Below are 6,596 nucleotides of genomic sequence, written 5' to 3' on the forward strand. Positions count from 1 at the left end.
GCCCCCGGCCTAGCGCGCCGCGCTGAAGATCTTGCCGGGGTTGAGGATATGGTTCGGGTCGAGCGCATCCTTGATGGCGCGCATCAGGTCCAGCGCATCCTCGCCATGCTCCTGCACGAGGAACGCCTTCTTGTGCAGTCCCACGCCGTGCTCGCCGGTGCAGGTGCCGCCCATGGCCAGCGCGCGCTCGACGATGCGGCGGTTGATGGCCTCCGCTTCGGCCATTTCTTCGGGCTTCGCGGGATCGACGAGGATCGCCACGTGGAAATTGCCGTCGCCCACATGGCCGACGATCGGGCACGGCAGCGCCGAGGCGTTGAGGTCCCGTTCGGTCTCGGTCACGCATTCGGCCAGGCGCGAGATGGGCACGCAGACGTCGGTGGTCACCGACTTGCAGCCCGGCTTCAGCTGCAGCATCGCGAAGAACGCGGTATGGCGCGCGTTCCAGAGCCGGCTGCGGTCCTCGGGGCGGGTGGCCCATTCGAAGCCCTGTCCGCCATGCTCGGCGGCGATCTGCTGCACGGTCTCGGCCTGCTCGCGCACGCCGGCCTCGGTGCCGTGGAATTCGAAGAACAGGTGCGGCGTTTCCGCCATCGTCATGTTGTCGTGACGGTTGATCGCGCGGATGGCGAGCGCATCGACGAACTCCACGCGGGCCACGGGCACGCCGAGCTGGATGGTCTCGATGGTCGCGCGCACGGCGTCGCCCATGCTCGGGAACGCGCAGACGGCCGCGGAAATCGCCTCGGGCTGCGGATACAGGCGCACGGTCACCTCGGTGATGATGCCGAGCGTGCCCTCGCTGCCGACGAACAGGCGGGTCAGGTCGTAACCGGCCGAGGACTTGCGGGCCTGGGTACCGGTGCGGATGACGCGGCCGTCGGCAGTCACCACGGTCAGCGCGAGCACGTTCTCGCGCATCGTGCCGTAGCGCACGGCGTTGGTCCCGGACGCGCGCGTCGCGCACATGCCGCCGATCGAGGCGTCGGCGCCCGGATCGATCGGGAAGAACAGTCCGGTGTCCTTGATCTCCTGATTCAGCTGCTTGCGCAGCACGCCGGTCTGCACCGTGGCGGTCAGGTCCTCCGCCTGCACGGCGAGCACGCGGTTCATCTGGGACAGGTCCAGGCTGATGCCGCCGGCCACGGCCAGCAGATGGCCCTCCAGCGAGGAGCCCGCGCCATACGGAATCAGCGGCACCGCGTGCGCGTTGCACAGGCGGGCCACCTCGGCGACTTCCTCGGTGGTCTGGGCGAACACCACGGCATCGGGCGGCTCGGGCGGAAACGGCGACTCGTCGCGGCCATGGTGCTCGCGTACGCCGGCGGACGTCGTGAAGCGGTCGCCGAAGCGCGCGGCGAGCGTCTGCGCGACGATATCCGGCAGCGGCCGGCGCGTGAGCGCGGAGGCAGGGGTGGGGTGGTTCATGGCGGGCGTCTCCGGCGGGCTTCTTGAATGCCGACATTCTACGCCCGTGGCCGCGCGCGGCTTCCTGCCGTCCCCATGCGGCGCCATAATGCGCGCATTCCATCCTCGACACCGCATCGGACACCAAGGAGACCGCATGGGCAACCGCCTGTCGAAAATCGCCACGCGCACCGGCGACGCCGGCACCACCGGACTGGGCGACGGCAGCCGCACCGGCAAGAACAGCCTGCGCATCGCCGCCATCGGCGACGTGGACGAGCTGAATTCGCATATCGGGCTGCTGCTGACCGAGCCCGGCGTGCCCGCCGACGTGCGCGACGCGCTGGTTGCGGTACAGCACGATTTGTTCGACCTGGGCGGCGAACTGTCGATTCCAGGCTACACGCTGCTCCAGACCGAGCAGGTCGCGCAACTCGACACGTGGCTGGAACATTACAATGGCGCCCTGCCGCGCCTGGCCGAGTTCATCCTGCCGGGCGGCTCGCGTGCCGCGGCGGCGGCGCACGTCTGCCGCACGGTCTGCCGGCGGGCGGAGCGGGCACTGGTGGCGCTCGGCGCGACGGAGGCGCTCAACGAGGCGCCGCGCCAGTACCTGAACCGGCTGTCCGACCTGCTGTTCGTGCTCGCTCGCGTGCTGAACCGCGCGGCGGGCGGCAGCGACGTCCTGTGGCAGCGGGAACGAAAAAGTTAATGATAAGCCTCTTTAACGGGCAAATCCCTGCGGGTGTGGCGGGTCGATGACACGCGACGGGGTTGGATGGCATAACCGAGAAAATTACTCGGAAATGTCATTTTGACCCTTGAAAAGCCCTCGGACGGCCACATTTCGCACTCAGGTTGAATTGCAGTCCCCCAAAAGCGCGGGGCTCAATAGGAGAGAACAGAAATGGGTAAGATCATCGGTATCGACTTGGGTACCACCAATAGCTGCGTTTCGGTGCTGGAAGGCAATACGCCGAAGGTCATCGAGAATTCCGAAGGCGCTCGCACGACGCCTTCCATCATCGCCTACATGGAAGATGGCGAAATCCTGGTCGGCGCGCCGGCCAAGCGCCAGGCGGTGACCAATCCGCGTAACACGCTGTACGCGGTGAAGCGCCTGATCGGCCGCAAGTTCGAAGAGAAGGAAGTCCAGAAGGACATCGGCCTGATGCCGTACGCCATCGTCAAGGCCGACAACGGCGACGCATGGGTAGGCGTGCGCGACCAGAAGCTGGCACCGCCGCAGGTGTCGGCCGAAGTGCTGCGCAAGATGAAGAAGACCGCCGAGGACTACCTGGGCGAGCCGGTGACCGAGGCCGTGATCACGGTGCCGGCCTACTTCAACGACTCGCAGCGCCAGGCGACCAAGGACGCCGGCCGCATCGCGGGCCTGGACGTCAAGCGCATCATCAACGAGCCGACCGCGGCCGCGCTGGCGTTCGGCATGGACAAGAACGAGAAGGGCGACCGCAAGATCGCCGTGTATGACCTCGGTGGCGGTACGTTCGATATCTCGATCATCGAGATCGCGGACGTGGACGGCGAGAAGCAGTTCGAAGTGCTGTCGACGAACGGCGACACGTTCCTCGGTGGCGAGGACTTCGACCAGCGCCTGATCGACTACATCATCGGCGAGTTCAAGAAGGAACAGGGCGTCGATCTGTCGAAGGACGTGCTGGCGCTGCAACGCCTGAAGGAAGCCGCCGAAAAGGCCAAGATCGAACTGTCGAGCTCGCAGCAGACCGAAATCAACCTGCCGTACATCACGGCGGATGCCTCGGGTCCGAAGCACTTGAACCTGAAGATCACCCGCGCCAAGTTCGAGGCGCTGGTCGAGGAACTGATCGCCCGCACGATCGAGCCTTGCCGCATCGCGATCAAGGATGCCGGCGTGCGCGTGAGCGACATCGACGACGTGATCCTGGTCGGCGGCATGACCCGCATGCCCAAGGTGCAGGAACAGGTCAAGGAGTTCTTCGGCAAGGAAGCGCGCAAGGACGTGAACCCCGATGAAGCCGTGGCCGTCGGTGCCGCCATCCAGGGTGCCGTGCTGTCGGGCGACCGCAAGGACGTGCTGCTGCTGGACGTGTCGCCGCTGTCGCTGGGCATCGAGACGCTGGGTGGCGTGATGACCAAGATGATCACGAAGAACACGACCATCCCGACCAAGCATGCGCAGGTGTTCTCAACCGCCGACGACAACCAGCCCGCGGTGACCATCAAGGTCTACCAGGGCGAGCGTGAAATGGCGACCGGCAACAAGCTGCTGGGCGAGTTCAACCTCGAAGGCATTGCGCCGGCACCGCGTGGCACGCCGCAGATCGAGGTGTCGTTCGACATCGACGCGAACGGCATCCTGCACGTGGGCGCCAAGGACAAGGCAACCGGCAAGGAAAACCGGATCACCATCAAGGCGAACTCCGGTCTGTCGGAAGACGAGATCCAGCGCATGGTGAAGGACGCCGAGGCGAACGCCGAGGAAGACAAGAAGGCCCGCGAGCTCGCCGATGCGCGCAACCAGGCCGACGGTCTGATCCACTCCACCCGCAAGGCACTGACCGAGCATGGCGACAAGCTCGAAGCCGGCGAGAAGGAGAAGATCGAAGCCGCGATCCGCGAGCTGGAAGAAGCGGCCCGTGGCGGCGACAAGGCGGAAATCGATACCAAGGTGACCGCGCTGTCGGAAGCCGCGCAGAAGCTGGGCGAGAAGGTCTACGCCGATATGCAGGCGCAGGCTGGCGCGGCCGGTGCGGCGGGCGATGCGGGCGCGGCGGGTGCCGGCGGTGCGCATCAGCAGGCGCAGCCGCAGGACGACAACGTCGTGGATGCCGAATTCAAGGAAGTCAACGACAAGAAGTAAAGCGGGAACGGGCGGCGGAGCGGGTGATGCCGGCGCCGCCCCCGACCCGACGCCGGGCGACGGAGATTCGAGGATCGCGGTGAAAACCGCACCCGGATGCCGCGCTCGGCTTTTTGCTTATTTATCAGGTAAGAGCCACCATGGCAAAACGTGATTACTACGAAGTGCTCGGGGTAGGCAAGAACGCGAGCGACGAAGAGATCAAGAAGGCTTATCGCAAGCTCGCGATGAAGTACCACCCGGACCGCAATCCGGACAACAAGGACGCCGAAGACAAGTTCAAGGAGGCCAAGGAGGCCTACGAGATGCTGTCGGACGCGGACAAGAAGGCCGCGTACGACCAGTATGGTCACGCGGGCGTGGACCCCAACATGGCCGGCGGCTTCGGCGGCGGACAGGGCTACGGCGGCTTTGCCGAGGCCTTCGGCGATATCTTCGGCGACATCTTCGGCCAGCAGGCCGGCGGGCGCCGCGGCAACGGTCCGCAGGTCTATCGCGGGACCGATCTGCGCTACAGCATGGAGATCACGCTCGAGCAGGCCGCGCATGGCCACGAGGCGCAGATCCGCGTGCCGCACTGGGACGAATGCGACCACTGCCACGGCAATGGCGCGGAACCGGGTTCGTCGGTGGAAACCTGCCCGACGTGTAACGGCGTCGGCCAGGTGCGGGTGTCGCAGGGCTTCTTCACGATGCAGCAGACCTGCCCGAAGTGCCACGGCAGCGGCAAGTTCATCCCGAAGCCGTGTACCAAGTGCCATGGCCAGGGCAAGCTGAAGTCGCAGAAGACGCTCGAGGTGAAGATTCCCGCGGGCATCGACGAAGGCATGCGCATCCGGTCGTCGGGCAACGGCGAGCCGGGCATCAACGGCGGTCCTCCGGGCGACCTGTACGTCGAAGTCCATATCAAGCCGCATGCGGTGTTCGAGCGCGATGGCGACGATCTGCATTGCCAGATGCCGATCTCGTTCGCGACCGCGGCGCTCGGCGGCGATATCGAAGTGCCGACGCTGAACGGCCGCGCGTCGTTCCCGGTGCCCGAGGGCACGCAGGCGGGCAAGACGTTCCGGCTGCGCGGCAAGGGCATCAAGGGCGTGCGCTCGGGCTATCCGGGCGACCTCTATGTGCACGTGGTCGTCGAGACCCCGGTCAAGCTGACCGAGTCGCAGAAGGAACTGCTGCGCCAGTTCGACCGCTCGGTCCACGAGGGCGGTTCGCGCCACAGTCCGCAGGAGCAATCCTGGCTGGACAAGGTGAAGAGCTTCTTCAGCTGATAGCCTGTCCCCGGGTCAGGAGGGCAATGCGCGATAATGCTTCGTCGTCGCGCATTGCCCTTTTTCTTTCCCCTTGCCTTCTTCCGTCCCCGTCCTCTCCCGTTCGCCCTTCGTCCTGCTCGACGATGCCACCGCGCCCGCGGCAGACCCGGTGTCGCGCCTCTACACGGACTTCGTTCGCGAAGATGTCGTGCCGGCCGGCGCGAATGTGCGGACGCTCGACGCGCTGCTGAGCGCGGGCTGGCGCGAGGGGCTCCATGCCACGCTGTTCGCGCCGTACGAGTTCGGCGGCGCGCTGGTTGGCGCACCTGTCCACATGGGCGGCGCATTGCCGTTCCATGACGGCGCGCTGCGCGTGCTGTGGTTCCGCACGCTGGAGCGCATGACCGCGGACGATGTCGGTGCATGGCTCGCATCGAACGCGGCGGCGGGACCGGCCGGCGCGCTCGGCGTGCGCAGCGATACGCCGTGGCCCGCCTATGCGGACGCAATCGCCCGGATCCACGACTGGATCGAGGCCGGCGATACCTACCAGGTCAATTTCACAAAGCGGCTGCGGTTCGCGATGTTCGGCGACCCCGTGGCATTGCATGCGGCACTGCGTGCGGCGCAGCCCGTACCGTACGGCGTGCTTGCGCGGCTGCCCGGCGACCGCTGGGTCTCGTCGCTGTCGCCCGAGCTGTTCGTCGCGCACGACGGCAACGGCCATCTGCTCGCGCGGCCGATGAAGGGCACCGCGCCGCGCGGCGGCGATGCCGCGGAGGACGCGGAGATCGCGCGCGCGCTGGCGGCCGACCCGAAGAACCGCGCGGAAAACGTGATGATCGTCGATCTGCTGCGCAACGATCTCGGCCGCGTGGCGGTGCCGGGCAGCGTGCGGGTGCCGGATCTGTTCGCGGTGACGCCGTTCGGGCGCGTGCTGCAGATGACGTCGACGGTCACGGCCGAAGCGTGTGCCGGCACACGCATCGGCGACCTGATGGCCGCGCTGTTTCCATGCGGGTCGATCACTGGCGCGCCCAAGCGCCGGACGATGGAGATCATCGCGGCGC

General features: G+C 66.6%; 5 protein-coding genes. 4 read left to right on the top strand and 1 reads right to left on the bottom strand.

Annotation, left to right across the window (positions count from 1 at the left end; genetic code table 11):
- Window positions 1–9: 9 nt before the first annotated feature.
- Window positions 10–1,428 (bottom strand): FAD-binding oxidoreductase, encoded by a 1,419-nt coding sequence (locus AAHB16_RS28030; RefSeq protein ID WP_342052538.1) that lies wholly within the window; start codon window positions 1,426–1,428, stop codon window positions 10–12.
- A 136-nt stretch (window positions 1,429–1,564) separates the two neighbouring features.
- Here AAHB16_RS28030 and AAHB16_RS28035 point away from each other — a divergent pair, with 136 nt between their 5' ends.
- The 4 genes from AAHB16_RS28035 to AAHB16_RS28050 all read left to right on the top strand — a co-directional run.
- Window positions 1,565–2,119: a cob(I)yrinic acid a,c-diamide adenosyltransferase gene (locus AAHB16_RS28035; RefSeq protein ID WP_150370770.1), complete on the top strand. Its 555-nt coding sequence runs from the start codon at window positions 1,565–1,567 to the stop codon at window positions 2,117–2,119.
- Window positions 2,120–2,314: 195 nt separating this feature from the next.
- A complete protein-coding gene (dnaK, locus tag AAHB16_RS28040) occupies window positions 2,315–4,270 on the top strand; it encodes a molecular chaperone DnaK (RefSeq protein ID WP_150370771.1) in 1,956 nt (651 codons plus the stop codon).
- Window positions 4,271–4,410: 140 nt separating this feature from the next.
- A complete protein-coding gene (gene dnaJ, locus AAHB16_RS28045) occupies window positions 4,411–5,544 on the top strand; it encodes a molecular chaperone DnaJ (RefSeq protein WP_150370772.1) in 1,134 nt (377 codons plus the stop codon).
- A 73-nt stretch (window positions 5,545–5,617) separates the two neighbouring features.
- Window positions 5,618–6,596: chorismate-binding protein (locus AAHB16_RS28050; RefSeq protein ID WP_342052539.1), on the top strand; the 979-nt coding region annotated here is incomplete at its 3' end.

Source organism: Cupriavidus sp. OTU4054, from assembly GCF_038440175.1.
GTDB classification, from domain to species: Bacteria; Pseudomonadota; Gammaproteobacteria; order Burkholderiales; family Burkholderiaceae; genus Cupriavidus; species Cupriavidus pauculus_D.

What these genes read in the sequence shown, in the direction of transcription:
- AAHB16_RS28030 (WP_342052538.1), bottom strand. Translation starts at nt 1,428, where the DNA reads ATGAACCACCCCACCCCTGCCTCCGCGCTCACGCGCCGGCCGCTGCCG.
- AAHB16_RS28035 (WP_150370770.1), top strand. Translation starts at nt 1,565, where the DNA reads ATGGGCAACCGCCTGTCGAAAATCGCCACGCGCACCGGCGACGCCGGC.
- dnaK (WP_150370771.1), top strand. Translation starts at nt 2,315, where the DNA reads ATGGGTAAGATCATCGGTATCGACTTGGGTACCACCAATAGCTGCGTT.
- dnaJ (WP_150370772.1), top strand. Translation starts at nt 4,411, where the DNA reads ATGGCAAAACGTGATTACTACGAAGTGCTCGGGGTAGGCAAGAACGCG.